This window comes from Pseudoalteromonas sp. Z1A2 (genome assembly GCF_011378755.1).
Lineage (GTDB): Bacteria > Pseudomonadota > Gammaproteobacteria > Enterobacterales > Alteromonadaceae > Pseudoalteromonas > Pseudoalteromonas distincta.
The window spans coordinates 44,727-63,804 of the sequence record NZ_WTKX01000004.1 but is presented as its reverse complement, the minus strand read 5'-3'; the positions used below and the strand labels follow the sequence as shown (position 1 = coordinate 63,804).

Below are 19,078 nucleotides of genomic sequence, written 5' to 3'. Positions count from 1 at the left end.
ATAAATAAGGAGCTGTAACATACAGCTCCTTATTTGTTTTAATTGCACAGAGAGTACTTACTTAATTGCAGTAATAAACTCTTCGTCAGAATACAAGTTCTTAAGTAATTTTTGAACAAGCTCTACATAGCTTCGTTGACCATTTGGGATTGCAATTGCTCCAATAAATGAAGAGTCGAAATCATGTTCAGCTGAAATTACTTTCTCAAATAAAATTGCATCGTCTTCTGAAACAACAAAATTTACTTTTATAAATGAATTCCCCTCTGAGAACCCTGTTACATCAATATCTTGGTCAATAACCTTGCCAGTTACTTGCTTTTTAGCAACACCAGACCAAAGTTTAGCCAGTTTTAATTCTTGTATTAAAGCGCTCTCAATATATTCACCATAGCTGTTGCCTACAGATGAAACAAGAGGAGAGCCTCGAAGTGATATCTTATTTAATTTTTTTTCAGATTCAATTTTTCCGACTGAGACTGGTGTATTAGACTCTTCTTTTAGTTTAGAAACGTTACTGATATCTGCACTATAAGGTGGAACTTGAATGGTACATGCACTTAAAAATAAAGCCGCGATTAGACCTAGTGAACTTTTATACTTCATTTTATTTCTGTCCTTATTTATAAATTTGATTGATCAAGTTCTACAACTAGTTTGTTAAATGCTTCTTCTGTTGCACGTTTTGCAGATAAAGAAAAATCATTTTTAAACTCATCAAATTCAGCTTTGCCAAAACCTTTAACTTCACTATTCCATGCTATATCACCATTGTTATTTAAAGTTTTACAGTTTAGCGTGAAGGTAAATTCTGTAGGTGGCCATGTGAATAAGCTATCTGAGCTAGATTGCGTTGTTATTGTCGGTATGAATACATACTCAATTTTTTTATCTTTTAAAAATGTACTATCAGTTAATGATTCAAGCTTATAGACGTTTTCAAATTTATTAGAAAGCACAGTATACAGCGCTGCTTCTGTGTCTTTATAAGGTTTGTAACTAACATTATCGCCACCACCGCCAGGTGTTTTTACTTGTGTTTTTATATCATCTTCAGAAATATAATAACCTACAACTGATGCTGATTTATTTTCTGTAACCTGAAGTTTTTCAGTGTCTGGATTTAAACTTATCTGGTGGGCACAGCCACTCAAAATAAGGACCGAAAACAAAAAAAACATGTTAGTTAATAACTTCAAAATATACTCCATATATTTAATTTTTAGTGTGAAAGCAGTTTCAGCATCAATATATGTTCAATAGTTACCTTTGTAAATTATGTTAACAGGATATTTGTAAACGGTTGTAACTTTTAGTGTTTGTGAGGTCGATTTTCTTTAAAATAATGCAGAGTTAATCTTGAGCAAAAAATAAAAAACGCGTAAGTTAACCGGGTTACCTATTCTAATAACAAGAAAATAAATGAAAGCCAAAGAGATAGAACAATTAGAATTATCAAATTCTGAAACCCGAGAAGTTGTTACCCCCTACGCCTTTAAAATAGACAGTGCTTTACTGGGCTTGCCTTTAGCTACGCCAATTCGGCGTGCACTAGCGATTATTATTGATGTTGCATTGATATTTTTAGCAGCCAAACTTAGCGCGGCTTTAATAGCATTTGTTGCTGCAATGGCTTTTTATAAAGGTACGGCGCAGCAATACCTTCCAAAAATGTCGAGTGTGTGGCGAAGAATCTTAAAAGTAACGGCAGCAAGTATTTTATTTGTAAGCGCACTTACTGTGCTTTCAATTGGCATAGATTACCTAGAAGACGATAACGCTGATCAAGCTTTAGCTGTTCAGGGCGTAAAAATACAAGATGAAATTCAGCTTACTCCCACAGAAAAACAACAGGTAAATACTTATTTAGCGCAAACAGCCGATGACAGCTGTGAGCAACCTTGCCAACAAAACGCGTTTGATAATTTAATTGGGCAAGTTCCCAAATTAGCAGAAATGGACGACCTACAAAACCCACAACTTGCTACCGTACTTTTACAACTATTAGTGCTCAGTGAAAATAACGAAATAAAGCCTGCACAGTTAATAGAAGAAAAACCTGCACAAACAACCACAAATAGTATTTTGCAGTGGAGCAAAGGCATTATTCAAGACTTAGGCTTAGGTTTTGGCTGGGCTGCAGTTTACTTTACGTTGTTCTCGCTACTTTGGCGCGGCCAAACGCCGGGTAAAAAGGTTTGTAATATCCGTGTTGTCGCCCTAAGCGGTGAGCCATTAGGTTTATTAGATTGTTTTGGTCGCTACGGCGGCTACGGTGCAGGCTTTGCCACAGGCTTGTTAGGGTTTTTACAGATATATTGGGATCCAAACAGACAAGCGATTCAAGATAAAATATCAGCGACAGTAGTTATTAAAGGTAACTTGAATCAGCCAGTGAGCGTTGAAACGCTTGAGGAGCTGGTTAAGTGTTAGATTGAAATGCAAATAATTTAAAAACTTTTTAGTTTGAACTTATCAATTATGCTGTTTTTAGTGTATTATTTTATCGGTTTCGACCCAAAATGTCTGAAGTTGTTACCGCTTTAGATTAGGAACTCAGGGTAAGATACGCCTATGTCAACTGTATCAGATTGCTTGAAATTATCTGATTACTCTCTCAAAGTGCGCAAAGTGATTGGGTTGAAGCCGCTATAACCACATGGATGTTAATTGATAAATATGTTGAATAATCTCTTATTTCACTTAAATTTATTTGAGCCAAAAAAGATCAGCAATGGCTCAGGATATACATGGATAAACCCGAAACTTTCCCCTCATTTAACTCGTGAACTTAATTTCTCACAACAAAAATTTCTAGGCTTACAAACAGATAATGATGTAGCCAATATTTTAGAGCTTCCTGTAGGCCAGCTTTTATATATCTTATATTCTCAAAATCAAAACTATAAAAGCTTTACTGTAAAAAAGAAATCAGGAGAGGATCGAAGTATTGAAAGCCCTTGTAGCTCTGTTAAAATTTTACAAGATAAAGTTAAACCTTTAATTGAAGCTCACTATAGAGTTAAAAAACCAGTACATGGTTTTGTGGGGAATGGGAAAGGTATTATTTCCAATGCAGAACAGCATAAAAAAAAGGCGTTTGTATTAAACATTGACTTAAAAGATTTCTTTCATTCAGTTAATTTCGGACGAGTACAGGGAATATTTAAAAGTGTACCATTTAATATGGGCGTACCAGCTGCAACAGTTCTTGCCCAAATTTGTACTTATAAAGGAAGATTGCCCCAAGGTGCCTCTACTTCACCAGTTCTTTCTAATTTAGCATCTACTAGTTTAGACCGGAAGCTAACAAAAATAGCTAAAAAGTTTCATTTAGTCTACACGAGATACGCTGATGATATTACTTTTTCAAGTAATAAGCCCTTTTCACAAGCCATTATTGAAAAATCTAAATTAGATGATGAGCAATATATTTATAAGGTCGGGAATGTTTTAGAGGCGGCTGTTATTAGCTCTGGTTTTTCGATTAACCATAAGAAAACTAGGTTGCAGCATAAATCGCAAAGACAGGAGGTGACTGGGTTAGTTGTAAATAAGGGTGTTAATATAAACCGTAAATTCATTCGTAAAACTAGAGCAATGATAAATGAATGGGGGAAAAACTTAATTGAAGCTGAAAAACGCTTTATCAAAGTACGATATCATGCAGAAAAATCTGAAATTGATATGAGTAAGCTAGATGGGTCTATATATAAAAGAGCTGTTTATGGTAACTTAAGCTTTATAAGAATGGTTAGAGGTGAGGATCATTCCCCGTACTTAACATTATGTAAAAAGGTTTTGGAACTAGATAACAACCCACCTGCATTTATCAATAAATTAAAAGGTATATTCGAAATGTATGATGTTTTTATTTGCCATGCGAGTGAAGATAAAGAAAGTGTGGCTTTGCCTCTATATGAGTCTCTTAAAAAGCGTAATATAAATGCATTTATAGATTGTTTCGCGATAAATTGGGGGGATTCTCTTGTAGCAAAAATTAATACGGCGCTTCAAAAGTCTAAATATGTCATTGCAATAATATCAGAGGATTCAGTAAAAAAATCTTGGCCTATGAAAGAACTCAATGCTGTTTTATCAGCAGAGATAGGGGCAGAGAATACAAAGTTATTACCTCTCATGGTTGGAGATGGAGACGCTTTAATTAGTCAACTACCTCTTTTAGCAGATAAACTTTTTGTCGGATATAAAGATAATATCGAAGAAATTACAGATAAGATTGAGTCATTATTAATGGCAAAATAAATTTACAGTGATTCTAGTAAGAGTAAACGCTTTAGAATCACTGTAAGATAAAAGTTTACTTTCTAAACCTAACTCCAAAACCACTAAGACCCATCAAAAACACTAATCCCCAAACAAACACGTTGCCATACTGGCTGTACACGCTGTCGCCTTTTATAAGCTTAATGTTGGCTCTCAATATGGTAGCTTCAAACTGAGGCATGGTTTGTTGTGCGTGGCTTATAGGGTCGTATACGGCGCTTACCCCATTGTTGGTAACTCGTACTAGAGGGCGTTGTAGTTCGAGCGCGCGCATACGGGCTATTTGCATATGTTGCAAAGGCCCAATAGAGTCGCCAAACCAGGCATCGTTACTTACCGTAAAGAGTAGGTCGGAATCGCTTTTGTAATTTCCGCGTACTAAGTCGGCAAAAACAATTTCGTAGCAAATAGCGGGGAGTAAGTTATAGCCATTGGCGCGTAAGTTGTTTTGCACTTTGTCGCCACGAGTAAACGACGACATAGGTAAATCGAATAACGGAGCAATAGGGCGCAAAAAATCTTGAAACGGTACAAATTCGCCAATAGGTAATAGCTGGTGTTTTTGATAGCGGTTTTTATCAAGGTAATGGTAATGCCCGTGCTCGTCGCCGCGCTCTTTATTACCGACTACAATAAGTGTGTTAAATATGTTTTTGGTGTCTCGCTGGTAGTCAACAATACCGGTAACAAGGGCGGTTTTATTAAACGAGGCGGCACTGTCTAAATTGGCTAAGTAGGAATCAGCAAGCATTTCTATTTCAGGCACTGCGGCTTCGGGCCATACTATTAAGTCGGCATCCCAATGTGGGCGTGTCAGGTCTTGGTATTTGCTCATTGTGGTCCAAAACTCACTTGGCTCAAAGCGCAGGTGTTGCTGTATGTTGCCTTGTACGAGCAATACTGACATGTTTTTATCTGTGTAATGAATACTACCTGTGGTGTTTGCGCCTGTAAAAATAAGCGCAACAGCTGTAGCAGTAACCGCTGGGGTTTTAAAATCTTTTTGGGTAAGTCTATATAGTGCAAAGCCAATAGCGACACAGGTAAGTGTTAAGCCAAACTCGCCAATATAAGGGGCAAGCAACCTTAAAGGTCCGTCGGTTTGTGTGTAGCCAAAACTTAACCACGGGAAACCGGTAAGTACGGTGCCACGTAAATACTCACTAATTGCAAAGCAGGCAATAAGTAATGCGCCAAAGCTTTTAGGGCCACTGGCAAAGCGTGTAGTTGCCCAAAAGGCAAGTGCGGGAAATAACGCTAAGTAGGCGCACAAAAAAGCCATTAACGAGAGCGACGCTATAAGCGGCATACCGCCAAAGGTGGCAATAGAAACATGTACCCAGCTTATACCTGCACCAAACCAGCCTAGGCCAAATATAAAGCCATATTTAGCAGCGGTTTTTGCGTGTGCTTTACCGGTATTATTGGGGTTGACGCAAAAAATTATGGCACCAAGGCTAATAAATACGATGGGCCAAATTTCAAAGGGGGCGTAGCCAAAAGTTAAAACAAGGCCCGCAACGAGTGCGAGCCATGCTTTTTTATCTTTTGCTAATAGGGTAAGTCTAGTTAGCAGTTTCTTCACTGTCGTTATCATCAGCCTTAGGAACGGTGACTTGCAGTTGCAAAATACGACGATTGTCGGCGTTGGTTACTTTAAATTGGTAACCTTCTATGTCAATCGTTTCACCACGGCTTGGCATATGGCCAAATGCGTGCAGTACAGTTCCGCCAATAGTATCGGCTTCGTCTGTGCTGTAGCCTGTTTTAAAATGCTCGTTAAAGTCATCTACAGGTGTGAGTGCTTGCACTACGTGAACATGTTTCGCAAGTCGACGAATATCTTGATGTTCTTCTTCTTCGTCGTGCTCATCTTCGATTTCGCCAACAATTATTTCAAGAATATCTTCAATCGTTACCAAGCCCGATACGCCGCCGTATTCGTCAATAACAACAGCCATATGGTAGCGTTGCTGACGGAATTCGTTTAGCAATGTATCAACACGTTTGCTCTCAGGTACTACCATTGCTGGACGTAAATAATCGCGTATTGATGGTAAATGCTCGTCTTTATTTAAGATCAGTGGCAATAAATCTTTAGCGAGTAAAAAACCTTCTACATGGTCTTTGTCTTCAATCACCACTGGAAAACGTGAGTGAGTTGAGTCAACCATCATTGGAATTAGCTCTTCAAGCGGGCTGTCGATCTCAAGAGTGATCATTTGTGAGCGCGGAACCATTATGTCTCGCACTTTAAGCTCAGACACGCCAAGCACACCTTCTATCATCTCTTTTGTTTCAGGATCGATTACGTCTCGTTCTTGCGCATCGGCAATAACTTCGACCAGCTCTTCTCTATTCTGGGGTTCCCCTTGCAACATTTGGGCTATTCTGCCCAACCACGTTTTGCCAGAAGAACCCTGGCTAGATTGCGAGTTACCGTCGCTCATTGCGTCTAATTGCTCCGTTAATTTAAATATCGTCCCGGTATGGGTCTGCTATGTTTAGCTCTGCAAGTAATTGCTTTTCGATGCTTTCCATCTCTAAAGCATCGTCACTCTTTATATGGTCAAATCCAAGCAAATGCAAGCATCCGTGAATAACCATGTGAGCAAAGTGGTCATGAAATGACTTCTCTTGCTCAATTGCTTCAGCTAATACAATGGCTGGGCAAATAATTAAATCACCAACCAAGGGAATATCTATTCCTGGTGGTGCTTCAAATTCGAACGACAGTACGTTGGTCGGTTTATTTTTACCGCGATAGTCGTTATTAAGTTGTTGCGATTGCGCTTCGTCGCTAATAACGATACTGAGTTCTGACTCGTCACGGTATTGGCTAAGGGCTTTGTCGGCCCATAGCGCAAATTGTTCTTCGCTTGGGAGGTTGTCAAACTCACAGGCTATTTGTAAATCAAGTTCGGTTGTCAAAGTATTACTCTTTAGTAGTAGGCTGTTGAAGAGCAGCGAGTGCGTCTTTTGCGTTTTGCTTTTCAATGCGCTTAAGTCGCTCGCTTTCGTCGTTACGCTCGTATGCTTCAACTATGCGTGCTACAACAGGGTGACGTACTACGTCGTGGGCTTTGAAGTAGTTAAAGCTAATTTCGTTTACGCCATCAAGTACTTCAATTGCATGGCGAAGGCCTGAGCGTGTGCCACGAGGTAAATCGACCTGTGTAATATCGCCTGTAATCACCGCTTTTGAGTTAAACCCTATACGGGTTAAAAACATTTTCATTTGCTCGGCGGTGGTATTTTGGCTTTCATCTAAAATAATAAAGGCATCGTTTAAAGTACGTCCGCGCATGTAAGCAAGCGGTGCGACTTCGATGATATTTTTTTCGATGAGTTTTTCTACTTTTTCAAAACCTAGCATTTCAAAAAGAGCATCGTAAAGAGGGCGCAGGTATGGGTCTATTTTTTGACTTAAATCACCTGGTAAAAAGCCAAGCTTTTCGCCAGCTTCTACAGCAGGGCGCGTTAGTAATATACGGCGTATTTCTTGGCGCTCAAGAGCGTCGACGGCGGCTGCAACTGCAAGGTAAGTTTTACCAGTACCTGCAGGGCCAATACCAAAGGTAATGTCGTGGTTTAAAATATTAGCCACATAAACACCTTGGTTGTCGTTACGTGGTTTAATTACACCACGGCGGGTTTTAATAACCATTTCTTTGCCATAAGCGCTGCTGGATGCATCTTGCTCTAAGGCTTTTGATTCGGTAATAGCTAAATGAACGGCGTCGGGTTCTATTTCGCCTAAAACACCACGAACTGGCTGAGTATCAACATAAAGGTTTTTTAAGATTTCTACAGCGCCGGCGCAGTTGTGTAGTTTACCGGTTACTTTAAAAAAGTTGTCACGGTGAATTATTTCAACAGCCAGGTGGCGTTCAATTTGTTTGATGTTTTCGTCAAACGGGCCACATAAAGAAGATAGGCGTTTGTTATCGGCAGGTTCTAAATAAATCTCTAATGTTTTTAACTGATTACTCAAAATTGCTTCCTATAGTACTGCGCCAGCGTTAACTGGCGCTAATTGTGTGACTAAGGAACGAAAGTAGCTACGCCAATTTCGTTAACAGTGTCTGGTTTTGGCTCTGCAGCTGCAGCTTTAGTTAAAATAGCTGAAGGAGCGACTTCACGTCGTAAGTTCATTTCTGATTCTGTACGAATTAAGTCACCACGTAAAGAGTTAGGTAGTGCTTCGGTAATACGTACATCAACAAACTGTCCGATCACAGTGTGCGGGCCAACAAAATTTACTACACGGTTGTTTTCTGTACGGCCACGTAATTCCATAGGGTTCTTCTTAGAAGGACCTTCAACAAGTATACGTTGCTCTGTATCGAACATTTGACGACTAATTTGCTGCGCCATTTGTGTAATACGGTTTTGTAGTAAGTATAAGCGTTCTTTTTTCTCTTGCTCTGTTACGTCATCCGGCAAATCTGCCGCTGGCGTACCTGGGCGTGCGCTGTAAATAAAGCTAAAGCTCATATCAAAACCTATGTCGCTAATAAGCTTCATGGTTGCTTCAAAGTCTTCTTTGCTTTCGCCTGGGAAACCAATAATGAAATCTGACGACATACTTAAGTTAGGACGAATTTTACGTAACTTGCGAATTGTCGATTTGTATTCAATTGCCGTATGGCCACGTTTCATTAGGTTTAATATACGGTCTGAACCACTTTGTACTGGTAAATGTAAGTGATCTACAAGCTCTGGCACATCGGCGTAAACGTCGATTATATCTGGGGTAAATTCTACCGGGTGCGATGTGGTGTAACGAATACGGTCAATACCATCAATAGCTGCTATAAGACGAATTAAATCAGAAAAGTAACAAATTTCACCATCGTGCGTATCACCGCGGTATGCGTTTACGTTTTGACCTAAAAGATTTACTTCACGTACGCCTTGCTCTGCAAGTTGTGCAACTTCAAGTAGTACGTCATCTACTGGGCGACTAACTTCTTCACCGCGAGTATAAGGTACAACACAAAAAGTACAGTACTTAGAACAGCCTTCCATAATTGATACGAAAGCAGATGGGCCATCTGCTTTTGGCTCTGGCAGACGGTCAAATTTTTCAATCTCTGGGAATGAAATATCAACAACCGATGAGCCTTTGTCGCCTTGCACTTGTTTAATCATTTCTGGTAAACGGTGTAGCGTTTGCGGACCAAAAATAACATCTACAAATGGCGCACGTTGGCGAATAGAGTCACCTTCTTGTGAGGCAACACAACCACCTACACCAATGATTAAATCTGGCTTGTCGTCTTTTAATAACTTCCAGCGACCTAATTGGTGAAATACTTTTTCTTGTGCTTTTTCACGAATTGAACAGGTGTTAAGTAAGATTACGTCGGCATCTGTTGCATCTTCAGTTAGCTGGTAGCCGTTGGTGGCATCTAAAAGTTCAGCCATTTTCTGAGAGTCGTATTCGTTCATCTGACAACCCCAGGTTTTAATATGCAGCTTTTTGCTCATTGAAATATAGCCTCGTGTTCAATTCGATAGTGGCACAAAAATGTGCTTGAAACAGGATTAAGGAGCAAGCATGCTCACTTAAAGGAGGCGTATTTTAGCTGGATACCCGTCCAGATCCAAGTATAGTTTTCATGTTTGTGATCTCAAATCAATACGAGGCGAGTTTAATCAGCGGTTAGGGATATCCCCTGGTATAAAACAAATTAATTTTGATACAATCAAAACAGACTCAAGTAATAATAAAATGATGAAAAACATGACTAAAAATAATGTGATAGTAGTTGGCGGTGGCATGGTTGGCGCGGCTATGGCGATAAAGCTTGCTCAACAGGGCTTTGGCGTACGCATAATCGAAAAACACCTAATAGACCCATCACAGATTCTTAGTAGTGATAAGGTTGATATTAGAGTGTCGGCTATTAATCGTTTTTCAGAAAATTTACTTGATGAATTAGGAGCAATGCCGCTTTTAAGGCAAAACCGCATAGCGCCTTATCAACAATTAGAGGCATTTGAGCGCGGTGGTGATAATTTATTGTTTGACTGCTCCGATATAAACACCACGCATTTAGGCCACTTAATTGAAAATAGTTTAATTCAAGCAAGTTTATGGCAGCAATTTGATCATTATAAAATTGAGGTTATTGAGCAAGCCACACCTATTACTAAAATAGAGCAAACGGATGATTTAATTACGCTTGTGTATGGAGCTCAAACCTATACCGCTGATTTAGTGATTGCAGCCGATGGCGGACAATCGCAGCTGCGTGCTAAAGCTAATATAGGAATTACCGGCTGGCAGTATCAGCAGCATTGCATGGGGGTATTAATTAAACTCGATGCGCCGCAACAAATTAAAACATGGCAGCAGTTTACGCCAAGTGGGCCACTCGCATTTTTGCCAATGCAGGCACCATACGCTAATTTAATTTGGTACGACGATGCAAATACACTGCAAGCATTTAAAGGGCTAAACCCAGCTGAGCTAAAAATGCACATACTTAATAAATTTCCTGAACTTGCTGGAGACTTTGAAGTACAAACTCATGCAATATTTCCGCTTACTCGCCAACATGCTAACAACTATTCACAAGGGCGCTTAGTTTTAGTCGGTGACGCTGCACATACAATAAATCCCCTTGCAGGGCAGGGCGTTAATTTAGGTTTTCAGGATGTAGTGGCACTTGCTGAAGTTTTAGACAATGCAGGGGGTATAGGGTGCCCGATAACGCTTAAAGAATACGAGCGAGCTCGCCGTAAAGCTAATTTATTAATGATGAGCATGATGGACGCGTGTTACTTTGGCTTTTCTAACCAAGTTGCGCCACTTAAATGGGCACGTAGCCAGTTTTTAAAAATGGCTAATAATACAGGCCCTATAAAAAACTGGGTTTTAAAATACGCAATTAGCGGTGATTTAGGCTAAATTTAAAGTAGAGATTAAAAAGGCTCATTTATGAGCCTTTTTTTATGTCTGTTTTTAAGTGGACAAATAGTGACCCAGTTATATTAAATAAAATTTTAATTTGACTAGGGTTATATCACTAAACCGCAATTTAATAATTTTAAAGAGCCTATGTGTGGATAATTTTTTTTCAGTAATAATTATTTTAGGTGCGCTACTGCTAGTTGCTAGCTTAAAAACAACCTTTAAAGTTTGTAAAAAAACATCGCAAAGAGCGTGGAGTGTACTGTTATGCGCTATTGTCTGTTTTATTTTAGGGTATTGGTGGATACTTTATTACTTTTCAAATTACGATACGGCACCAATAATAAGAAATGCAGTTGCCACAATATTATTTGGTGGTGCAGGGTTTGTTTTCTTAGTTGTCAAACTGAGTTTGAAAAGCATCCTTAAAATAGAGCAAGCAACGCAGTATCAAAAATATCAAACTGAGCACGATAACTTAACAACCTTACCCAACCGCAATAACTTTTTTAAATCCTTGAGTAAACAAGTCGATTACCCTTCTTCATTTGCATTATTTTATATTGATTTAAATAATTTTAAACAAATTAATGATGCGTTTGGTCATCAATGTGGTGATCAACTACTGGCTGCTTTTGCTAATAAGTTAAGCAAAGAACTATGTGGCATTGCTAAGTTATATCGAATAGGGGGGGATGAGTTTGCGTTTTTACTGAATACCGATACTGATGAAAGCATGGCTCACTGTGTAAATATTATAAACTCAGCCGTTAAAGCTCCGTTTTGTACACATGAGCAAATGGTTAAAATACAATTAAGTATAGGCGTAAGCCGTTTCCCAGATGATAGCCGATTACCCGACCAGTTACTAAAAAAAGCCAACTTGGCACTGCATGAAGCAAAAAAGACATTTCAACCTTTAGTAAATTACTCATCTGAAATAGGTAAACGAGCTGAGGACTTTTTTGATTTATCAGTCAAAATTAAAGCCGCGTTACACAAAGGTGAGTTCGAGCTTTATTTACAACCAATAATGAACTCCAAAGATATTCAATTGCATGGCCTAGAAGCGCTGATCCGATGGCCGCAAGCTGATGGTAGCTTTATTAGTCCTGAAAAGTTTATAAGTGTAGCTGAGCGTACAGGGCTTATTTTTGTTTTATCGAAATGGGTTGTACAAGAAGCAGTTAACCATATTAGAAAACTTAAACTGTTTGGGTTTAGCGGTACTATTCATGTCAACTTATCAACGAAAGATATTGAAAGCAGCGAGTTTTACGAATTTATAATTAGCTTACTTACTACTGACCCGACTTTAAGTGATTCACTAATATTTGAAATTACAGAAGGGGCAATGATGACAAACATACCCGCAGCAAGAAAAATGATGCAGCAGTTAAGTATGCGTGGATTTAAATTTAGTGTTGATGATTTTGGTACGGGGTTTTCGTCACTGTCGTTATTAAGGGAGTTGCCCATAAACCAGATAAAAATAGATCAATCGTTTATCAAAGACATGCTCATTAATCCGCCTGATTACGCTATTGTAGAATCTACGTTGTTTTTGGCGAGCCGATTAAATTGCGATGTAGTAGCTGAAGGAATAGAAACCAAAGAAGTAGAGCAAGCGCTATTGAGTATGAACTGTGATTATTTACAAGGGTATTTATATAGCAAACCAATAAATATAGACGAATTTATAAATGTATATTTAAGTACAGAAAAAGTAAGCTGAATTTAATGAATATTGAGAAGTTTTAGAGAAGGAAGTCAAATTGGCTGGGATACCAGGATTTGAACCTGGGAATGCCAGGATCAAAACCTGGTGCCTTACCGCTTGGCGATATCCCAACTATAAATTTGATATTAATTTTAGTTCTTAATAAGAACATGGTGCGGAAGGAGAGACTTGAACTCTCACATCCTAAGATACTGGAACCTAAATCCAGCGCGTCTACCAATTCCGCCACTCCCGCATCACTAATGTGCTCATTTAACCTCTAAGCTAGAGTAATTCTTTTATTCAACTTTCCTTGGTAGAAGAAGTTGGCTGGGATACCAGGATTTGAACCTGGGAATGCCAGGATCAAAACCTGGTGCCTTACCGCTTGGCGATATCCCAACAAAGAATTCTTTTATAATTTTAGTTCTTATCAGAACATGGTGCGGAAGGAGAGACTTGAACTCTCACAACCGAAGTTACTGGAACCTAAATCCAGCGCGTCTACCAATTCCGCCACTCCCGCATCACTAATTTGCTCATTTAAACTCTAAGCAAGAGTCATTCTTTTATCCAACTTTCCTTGGTAGAAGAAGTTGGCTGGGATACCAGGATTTGAACCTGGGAATGCCAGGATCAAAACCTGGTGCCTTACCGCTTGGCGATATCCCAACAAAGAATTAATTGATATTTTTAGTTCGTATCAAGAACATGGTGCGGAAAGAGAGACTTGAACTCTCACAACCGAAGTTACTGGAACCTAAATCCAGCGCGTCTACCAATTCCGCCACTCCCGCATCGTTTGTGTTATAAAACACAGGTAGCTATTTTAGACTCTTCATTGAGTGCAATTTAACTCTTGCAGAGCCACTTCTAAAAAGAGAAATGGTGGCTAAGACGGGATTTGAACCTGTGACCCCATCATTATGAGTGATGTGCTCTAACCAGCTGAGCTACTTAGCCATTGTTGGCTGGGATACCAGGATTTGAACCTGGGAATGCCAGGATCAAAACCTGGTGCCTTACCGCTTGGCGATATCCCAACAATAACAATTGATAGTTTTAATTCTTATCAAGAATTATGGTGCGGAAGGAGAGACTTGAACTCTCACATCCTAAGATACTGGAACCTAAATCCAGCGCGTCTACCAATTCCGCCACTCCCGCACACAAGGTAGTTATTTTAAACTCTTCATTGAGCAACAAAAAATATGGTGGCTAAGACGGGATTTGAACCTGTGACCCCATCATTATGAGTGATGTGCTCTAACCAGCTGAGCTACTTAGCCATCTTTTTTTGTTAGCACTTCATCGCTGAGTGCGGGGCGTATTATGCTGATATGACCCAAATTCGTCAACACCTTTTTTGCAAAAAAACACTTAACTGTGTTTGTTTGCAGGAAAATTAAGCTAAGCGGCTAAATTTTAATAAAAATGATGATTTTTTGAGTGCAATTCACATACAAAATTTGTCGCTAAATAAAAAAGCAAAAACCAATAGTTTGAAGCTGTTTGATTATTCAACAAATTATTACGCTCTGGTTAAATCTTAACATTAATTTGTTTAAGAGGTACTTATTATTGAGGTTTGATCTTCTGCGCAGTGTGTTTTTTTAGATTAAACGTAGGCATTTAGGTTGGGGCTATATCAATTTTATAAGTTTATAACGTTGGAGGTACAAAAAAGGCTCGTAAAAACGAGCCTTTAAAATTATTACCAATACTAATTCGGTTTCATTTAACTTATACGTTGAACAAGAAGTTCATTACATCGCCGTCTTTAACAATGTACTCTTTACCTTCTTGACGCATCTTACCTGCTTCTTTTGCGCCGCTTTCACCTTTAAAGGCAACAAAGTCGTCAAAAGCAATCGTTTGCGCACGAATAAAGCCACGCTCGAAGTCGGTATGGATTTTACCCGCTGCTTGTGGCGCTGTTGCACCTACAGGGATTGTCCATGCACGCACTTCTTTAACACCCGCAGTGAAATAAGTTTGTAATTGTAGTAATTCATAACCACCACGAATAACAAGATTAAGGCCGGGCTCTTCTAAGCCAAGATCAGCCATAAACTCAAGCTTGTCTTCGTCATCTAATTCTGAAAGCTCAGATTCGATAGCAGCACATACAGGAACAACAATCGCATCTTCTGCTGCAGCAATAGCGCGTACACGGTCAAGGTATGGATTATTTTCAAAACCATCTTCAGCAACGTTTGCAATATACATAGTTGGTTTAATAGTTAAGAAGTTGATAGAGCTGATTGCTGCTTTTTCTTCTTTAGTTAATGCTAAAGCGCGTAAAGTTAAGCCTTCATCAAGATGCACTTTTACTTTTTCAAGTACGGCATTTTGCTCTTTGGCGTCTTTATCACCACCTTTTGCTTTTTTTGCGTTACGGAAAAGGGCTTTTTCAGCGCTATCCATATCAGCAAGTACTAACTCAGTGTTGATTACGTCAATATCGTCAGCAGGGTCAATAGTGCCTGCTACGTGTATGATGTTTTCATCTTCAAAACAGCGAACTACGTGGCCAATTGCATCGGTTTCACGAATGTTAGCTAAAAACTGGTTACCAAGGCCTTCACCTTTAGATGCGCCCTTTACCAAGCCAGCAATGTCTACAAATTCCATACTAGTGGTAAGAACTCGTTGAGGATTAACAATTTTAGCAAGTTCGTCTAGACGAGGATCTGGCACAGGTACCACACCTGTATTAGGCTCAATGGTACAAAAAGGAAAGTTAGCGGCTTCAATACCCGCTTTAGTTAGTGCATTGAAAAGCGTTGATTTACCTACGTTAGGCAAGCCAACGATGCCACATTTAAAACCCATAGTAAGATACCTTGTTTAGAATTCGTTTAAACGGTGTACTTGGACCCAAGTTACTAGGGTTTAAACGAATGTAGTCTGTTTTGTGCTTTTAACACACCATCTTTTGCAAGTATTTCCATGCAACGAACTGCTTCATCAACAGCAGCATCCATTTTTTCTTGGTCTTCTTTGGCCGCTTTTCCAAGCACCCAACCAGTTACCATTTCACGATGCCCCGGATGACCTACACCAATGCGCAAGCGCATAAAGTCTTTTTGATTTGCCATTTTTGCAATAATGTCTTTTAAACCATTATGACCGCCATGCCCGCCACCTTTTTTTAATTTGGCAACGCCTGGGTCTAAATCCAATTCGTCATGGGCAACTAAAATGTCCTCGACAGGGATTTTGAAAAAATTAGCTAAACTACTGACCGCTTTACCACTTAAATTCATGTAAGTAGTGGGGATCAATAATTTGAATTCTTGGCCTTGAATGATCACTTTGCCTGTAAGGCCGTGATATTTAGGATCGTGTTTTAGAGTGCAGTTATAGCGTGCAGCGATTTGCTCGATGAACCAAGCACCTGCATTGTGGCGTGTGTTTGCGTATTCGGGGCCTGGATTAGCCAGGCCCACAAGCATTTGAATAGAATTCAAGGTTGCGAGACCTTAAATATTATTCTGCTGCTGCAGCGTCGTCTTCAACTGGAGCTGCTTTGTTTGCTTTGATAGTCAGGATAGACTGATCATGGCCTTCGCCTTTAGCTAAATCTACAGAGCTAACGCCTTTAGGGAAAGTTAGGTCAGAGATATGAACTGAATCGCCAACAACAAACTTAGAAACATCTACTTCAATGAATTCTGGAAGTGCTTTTGGAAGACACGTAATTTCAACTTCAGTTAACTGGTGAACAACAGTTGCGCCAGCTTTAGTTACAATCTCTTCACCGATGAAGTGTAGAGGAACTTTAGTTTGAAATTTATGAGTAGCATCTACACGTTGGAAATCAAGGTGAGTAAGCTTAGGCTTGAATGGGTGACGTTGGATATCTTTTAAGATTACTTCAACAGCTTCGCCATCAACGTTAAGCGTAAGGATATGCGTGTAGAAACCTTCGTCTTCTTGAGCTTTGATCATATCTTTATGAGCAAAAGTAAGAGATAAAGCTTCTTTATCAGCTCCGTAAAGGATTGCAGGAACTTTGTCTTCGCGACGTAGGCGGCGGCTCGCACCAGTACCAGTTTCTACGCGAAGTTCAGCGTTATACGTATAAGTTTTGTTAGACATGATGTCTCCAGTTATTTAAATGTGTAGGGCCTTTGCGACCAAGGTCCCTAGCCAAAAGGCGCGCTATCATACCACCACGCCCAGATAAAATAAACATCGCTTACAAAAAAAGCGCCAAAAGGCGCTTTTATATTCAGGAATGTTTAATTTTAGTGTTCAAACATCGCTGAGATAGATTCTTCGTTACTAATACGACGAATAGTCTCTGCTAACATGTCAGCAAGCGTAAGTACCTTAACTTTATCAAGGGCTTTAAGCTCATCAGATAGCGGAATTGAGTCAGTTACAATTACTTCATCAATCATTGAGTCACGTAAGTTTTCGGCTGCTTTACCTGAAAGGATAGGGTGTGTTGCGTATGCAAATACACGCTTAGCGCCATGTTCTTTAAGTGCTTCTGCGGCTTTACACAATGTACCACCGGTATCAATCATATCATCTACGATAATACAATCACGACCTTCAACGTCACCAATAATGTGCATTACTTGAGAAACATTTGCTTGAGGGCGACGTTTATCAATGATTGCTAAATCGGTATCGTTTAGTAGTTTTGCAATTGCACGAGCACGTACAACACCACCAATATCTGGAGATACAACAACGACGTCTTCAAAGTCGCGTTCTTTCATATCTTCAAGTAATACAGGGCTGCCAAATACGTTATCTACAGGTACATCAAAGAAGCCTTGGATTTGTTCAGCGTGTAAATCAACCGTAAGAACACGGTCAACACCAACACTTGATAAGAAATCTGCAACAACTTTAGCGGTAATTGGAACACGAGCAGAACGTACACGACGGTCTTGGCGCGCATAACCAAAATAAGGAATGACGGCAGTAATACGACCTGCAGATGCACGACGTAGAGCATCAACCATAACGATAAGTTCCATCAGGTTATCGTTTGTAGGGGCACAGGTTGATTGCAAGATAAAAACGTCCGAGCCACGAACATTTTCATTTATTTGAACACTGATCTCACCGTCGCTAAAACGGCCAACAACAGCATCGCCTAATTCAATATATAAACGTTTTGCAACTTTTTGAGCTAACTCAGGTGTTGCGTTACCAGCGAAGAGCTTCATGTCAGGCACGGTAGGGTTCCTCAGGCACTGAATATTTGGACTAACGGGCAATGATAAATTTCACTGCGGGTTAACTTATGATTACTTGTACGTTACTTCATTGATCGAATATGGCGGTTAACTCCGTATGAGCAGGTGAGACATTTGCGCTTGAAGCCACAAAACCCTGCCAAGTATGGGGGAGATTTTCAAGTACATCTTGTGCTTGAACTTGGCTAGCAAATTCGACAAAACAACATGAACCTGTTCCGGTCATCTTCGACGGTGCGTATTTTAGCAACCACTGGAGGGTTTTTTCAACCTCGGGGCAAAGCTTTTTAACTAAAGGCTCACAATCGTTGGTCAAAGTATGGTGTTTCCAGTCGCCTATTATTTTTGGTGTGTCGCGTTTTAAATCTGGATGTGTAAATATTTTTGCGGTACTTACATGTTGGTTAGGGTGTACAACGCAGTACCATTTTTGTTCAAGTGTTACGTGGTGTAGTTTTTCACCAATACCGTGCGCTATGGCGCTTTGACCTTGTATGAACACTGGAACATCTGCCCCTAACTTGAGCCCTAGTTGAGCTAGTGTTTCTAAATTTAGTGCCAATTTCCATAACTTATTTAGGGCTAATAAAGTACTCGCTGCGTCAGATGAACCTCCTCCAACACCGCCCCCCATCGGCAAGCGCTTAATTAAATTTATTTTTACACCCAAAGAGGTTTTACAGTGTGTTTGTAATAATAAAGCAGCTTTATAGATGAGATTATCATTTAGAGGGATGTCTTTAGTATCACCACCGACAGAAATACTCCCATCTGTTGTTAACTCAAAATGCAGCTCATCACCAAAATTTAAAAAAGTAAATAAGGTTTCAAGTTCATGATAGCCATCTTCTCGGCGAGCATTAATATGTAAAAATAAATTGAGTTTTGCCGGAGCAATAAGTGAAAAAGAGGTTTTGTTATTCATAC

The 19,078-nt window shown here is 39.6% G+C and carries 16 protein-coding genes and 10 tRNA genes; 4 read left to right on the top strand and 22 right to left on the bottom strand.

Annotated elements, in window-relative coordinates; genetic code table 11:
• Positions 1-57: 57 nt before the first annotated feature.
• On the bottom strand, positions 58-606 hold the full coding sequence (locus GQR47_RS04660; RefSeq protein ID WP_024591118.1) for a hypothetical protein: 549 nt from the start codon (positions 604-606) through the stop codon (positions 58-60).
• A gap of 17 nt (positions 607-623) precedes the next feature.
• The gene (locus tag GQR47_RS04655; protein WP_024591117.1) at positions 624-1,199 is read right to left on the bottom strand and encodes a hypothetical protein; all 576 of its coding nucleotides are present in this window, start codon (positions 1,197-1,199) and stop codon (positions 624-626) included.
• Positions 1,200-1,422: 223 nt separating this feature from the next.
• On the opposite strand from GQR47_RS04655, the gene GQR47_RS04650 reads away from it, so the two are divergent.
• Together GQR47_RS04650 and GQR47_RS04645 are read left to right on the top strand one after the other, a co-directional pair.
• A complete protein-coding gene (locus tag GQR47_RS04650; RefSeq protein WP_165723590.1) occupies positions 1,423-2,433 on the top strand; it encodes an RDD family protein in 1,011 nt (336 codons plus the stop codon).
• Positions 2,434-2,679: 246 nt separating this feature from the next.
• Positions 2,680-4,266 carry a TIR domain-containing anti-phage reverse transcriptase gene (locus GQR47_RS04645; RefSeq protein WP_165723589.1) on the top strand — a complete coding sequence of 529 codons (1,587 nt, stop codon included), beginning with the start codon at positions 2,680-2,682 and terminating at the stop codon, positions 4,264-4,266.
• A gap of 55 nt (positions 4,267-4,321) precedes the next feature.
• Here the strand turns inward: GQR47_RS04645 and lnt are convergent, their stop codons facing one another.
• From lnt to miaB, 5 genes are read right to left on the bottom strand one after another with little or no spacing between them, the layout of a single operon-like run.
• Positions 4,322-5,872, bottom strand: a complete 1,551-nt coding sequence (gene lnt / locus GQR47_RS04640; RefSeq protein ID WP_279167430.1) for an apolipoprotein N-acyltransferase — start codon at positions 5,870-5,872, stop codon at positions 4,322-4,324.
• The gene (gene corC / locus GQR47_RS04635; protein WP_007585597.1) at positions 5,853-6,737 is read right to left on the bottom strand and encodes a CNNM family magnesium/cobalt transport protein CorC; all 885 of its coding nucleotides are present in this window, start codon (positions 6,735-6,737) and stop codon (positions 5,853-5,855) included. The genes lnt and corC overlap by 20 nt, the downstream gene beginning before the upstream one ends.
• Before the next feature lie 22 nt (positions 6,738-6,759).
• Positions 6,760-7,218, bottom strand: a complete 459-nt coding sequence (gene ybeY, locus GQR47_RS04630) for an rRNA maturation RNase YbeY (RefSeq protein ID WP_002958542.1) — start codon at positions 7,216-7,218, stop codon at positions 6,760-6,762.
• Between the two features lie 4 nt (positions 7,219-7,222).
• Positions 7,223-8,281, bottom strand: coding sequence for a PhoH family protein (locus GQR47_RS04625; protein ID WP_002958543.1), 1,059 nt, complete (start codon positions 8,279-8,281; stop codon positions 7,223-7,225).
• A gap of 50 nt (positions 8,282-8,331) precedes the next feature.
• Positions 8,332-9,780 carry a tRNA (N6-isopentenyl adenosine(37)-C2)-methylthiotransferase MiaB gene (gene miaB / locus GQR47_RS04620; protein ID WP_002958544.1) on the bottom strand — a complete coding sequence of 483 codons (1,449 nt, stop codon included), beginning with the start codon at positions 9,778-9,780 and terminating at the stop codon, positions 8,332-8,334.
• Positions 9,781-10,036: 256 nt separating this feature from the next.
• Between miaB and GQR47_RS04615 the strand changes: the two genes are divergently transcribed.
• Both GQR47_RS04615 and GQR47_RS04610 read left to right on the top strand, forming a co-directional pair.
• The gene (locus GQR47_RS04615) at positions 10,037-11,206 is read left to right on the top strand and encodes an FAD-dependent monooxygenase (protein ID WP_240915862.1); all 1,170 of its coding nucleotides are present in this window, start codon (positions 10,037-10,039) and stop codon (positions 11,204-11,206) included.
• 154 nt (positions 11,207-11,360) lie between these two features.
• Positions 11,361-12,944 carry a bifunctional diguanylate cyclase/phosphodiesterase gene (locus GQR47_RS04610; protein WP_024596963.1) on the top strand — a complete coding sequence of 528 codons (1,584 nt, stop codon included), beginning with the start codon at positions 11,361-11,363 and terminating at the stop codon, positions 12,942-12,944.
• A 41-nt stretch (positions 12,945-12,985) separates the two neighbouring features.
• Here the strand turns inward: GQR47_RS04610 and GQR47_RS04605 are convergent.
• The 15 genes from GQR47_RS04605 to ispE all read right to left on the bottom strand — a co-directional run bounded on the left by GQR47_RS04605 (position 12,986) and on the right by ispE (position 19,076).
• A tRNA-Gln gene (locus GQR47_RS04605) sits at positions 12,986-13,060 on the bottom strand.
• Positions 13,061-13,100: 40 nt separating this feature from the next.
• Positions 13,101-13,185: transfer RNA gene (locus tag GQR47_RS04600), tRNA-Leu, on the bottom strand.
• A gap of 71 nt (positions 13,186-13,256) precedes the next feature.
• Positions 13,257-13,331, bottom strand: a tRNA-Gln gene (locus GQR47_RS04595).
• Positions 13,332-13,370: 39 nt separating this feature from the next.
• Positions 13,371-13,455 (bottom strand) — tRNA-Leu (locus GQR47_RS04590).
• Between the two features lie 71 nt (positions 13,456-13,526).
• Positions 13,527-13,601, bottom strand: a tRNA-Gln gene (locus tag GQR47_RS04585).
• 40 nt (positions 13,602-13,641) lie between these two features.
• Positions 13,642-13,726, bottom strand: a tRNA-Leu gene (locus GQR47_RS04580).
• A gap of 89 nt (positions 13,727-13,815) precedes the next feature.
• A tRNA-Met gene (locus tag GQR47_RS04575) sits at positions 13,816-13,892 on the bottom strand.
• Positions 13,893-13,897: 5 nt separating this feature from the next.
• A tRNA-Gln gene (locus GQR47_RS04570) sits at positions 13,898-13,972 on the bottom strand.
• Between the two features lie 39 nt (positions 13,973-14,011).
• Positions 14,012-14,096, bottom strand: a tRNA-Leu gene (locus tag GQR47_RS04565).
• 45 nt (positions 14,097-14,141) lie between these two features.
• Positions 14,142-14,218: transfer RNA gene (locus GQR47_RS04560), tRNA-Met, on the bottom strand.
• Positions 14,219-14,672: 454 nt separating this feature from the next.
• The gene (gene ychF / locus GQR47_RS04555) at positions 14,673-15,764 is read right to left on the bottom strand and encodes a redox-regulated ATPase YchF (RefSeq protein WP_002958547.1); all 1,092 of its coding nucleotides are present in this window, start codon (positions 15,762-15,764) and stop codon (positions 14,673-14,675) included.
• Positions 15,765-15,817: 53 nt separating this feature from the next.
• Positions 15,818-16,402: an aminoacyl-tRNA hydrolase gene (pth, locus tag GQR47_RS04550; RefSeq protein ID WP_002958548.1), complete on the bottom strand. Its 585-nt coding sequence runs from the start codon at positions 16,400-16,402 to the stop codon at positions 15,818-15,820.
• 19 nt (positions 16,403-16,421) lie between these two features.
• Positions 16,422-17,033, bottom strand: a complete 612-nt coding sequence (locus GQR47_RS04545) for a 50S ribosomal protein L25/general stress protein Ctc (RefSeq protein WP_002958549.1) — start codon at positions 17,031-17,033, stop codon at positions 16,422-16,424.
• 149 nt (positions 17,034-17,182) lie between these two features.
• Positions 17,183-18,130, bottom strand: a complete 948-nt coding sequence (locus GQR47_RS04540; protein WP_002958550.1) for a ribose-phosphate pyrophosphokinase — start codon at positions 18,128-18,130, stop codon at positions 17,183-17,185.
• Between the two features lie 88 nt (positions 18,131-18,218).
• On the bottom strand, positions 18,219-19,076 hold the full coding sequence (ispE, locus tag GQR47_RS04535; RefSeq protein ID WP_154903382.1) for a 4-(cytidine 5'-diphospho)-2-C-methyl-D-erythritol kinase: 858 nt from the start codon (positions 19,074-19,076) through the stop codon (positions 18,219-18,221).
• Positions 19,077-19,078 lie beyond the last annotated feature (2 nt).